This is a genomic window from Streptomyces viridosporus (assembly GCF_002078235.1).
GTDB lineage: Bacteria > Actinomycetota > Actinomycetes > Streptomycetales > Streptomycetaceae > Streptomyces > Streptomyces viridosporus.
The window spans coordinates 1-1062 of the sequence record NZ_MSGP01000972.1 but is presented as its reverse complement, the minus strand read 5'-3'; the positions used below and the strand labels follow the sequence as shown (position 1 = coordinate 1062).

The following is a 1062-nucleotide window of genomic DNA, read 5'->3' as shown; positions in this document are numbered from 1 at the left end:
CCCCCGGGCTGCGCGGCGTCGGCCTCTACGACGCCGGGACCGGGGTCGGGGAAGTGTTCTCCGAGATCGAGGAGCTGGCCGAACAGTGCCGGTTCCACGACTGCGCCCACGAGGCCGAGCCGGGGTGCGCCGTCCTCGGTGCCCTGGAGGACGGAGCCCTGCCCGAGCGGCGGCTGGAGAGCTACCGCAAGCTGATCCGCGAGAACCAGCGGATCGTGGCCAAGACCGATGCCCGGGTACGCGCCGAGATCCTTCGGGACTGGAAGCGCAAGGGCGCGGAGGGGCGCGCGGCCATGCAGGCCAAGCGCGGCCGGGTCCGGTAGCCACCGGGACCGGGTTCGACGTCCGAAAACCGCGAGTGCGGTGGCCCCGGCTGCCGCAGTGGCGGATGAAAGTGCCGAACATCCGGTGACGGACCGGCCCACAGCCCACGGCTCGCGGCCCGGCGGCCGGACGTCCGCCGGAGTCCTTGGCGAGGGTCTGCCGGTGAGGCAGGACTGTCAGTGAGGCAGGACTGTCAGTGGGGCAGGACGTGGCTCAGCAGCCGCAGCAGGTCGCCGGTGGCGTCGGCGGCGCCCAGCGCCGGCAGGGCGCGCAGGGCGAGGACGGCCACGGCGACGGACCGCAGGTGCGGGGGCGGGGCGGACTGGAGCGCGGCGACCCGGCGGGTGACGGCGCGGTCGGTGAAGTGCAGCGCGCAGGACGGCTTCGCCCGCCCCGCGGTGAGCGCCGCCCGGGCCAGTGCGCGGGCGGTGGTGGCGCGGTCACCGACCGCTGCCGCGGCCCGCTCGTCCGCCCAGCGCTGGACGAGGAAGACGACTGTGGACCGCACCGGGGAGAGTAGCGGATTGGCCGCCGCGGCCAGCGTCGCCGCGGTAACCAGCAGCGCGTGGCGGTGCGTCAGATGGGCGCGTTCGTGGGCGAGCAGCACCCGGCGCTCCACCGGCCGCAGCGCGCCGAGCATCCCTGCGGTGACCAGGATCCGGCCGGGGGAGCCGGGGATCGCGAACGCCTGCGGCACGGGCGACGCGGCGACGATCAGCTCGGTGTCCCGGGGGTGCC

At 75.7% G+C, this 1062-nt stretch carries 1 protein-coding gene and 1 pseudogene; one reads left to right on the top strand and one right to left on the bottom strand.

Features of this window, described 5'->3' with window-relative positions; genetic code table 11:
- Nucleotides 1-323, top strand: a pseudogene (locus B7L92_RS38985) (ribosome small subunit-dependent GTPase A); the annotation flags it as partial.
- A gap of 194 nt (nt 324-517) precedes the next feature.
- Here the strand turns inward: B7L92_RS38985 and B7L92_RS38980 are convergent.
- On the bottom strand, nt 518-1062 hold a 545-nt coding region (locus B7L92_RS38980; protein ID WP_159461102.1), incomplete at its 5' end, for a M48 family metalloprotease.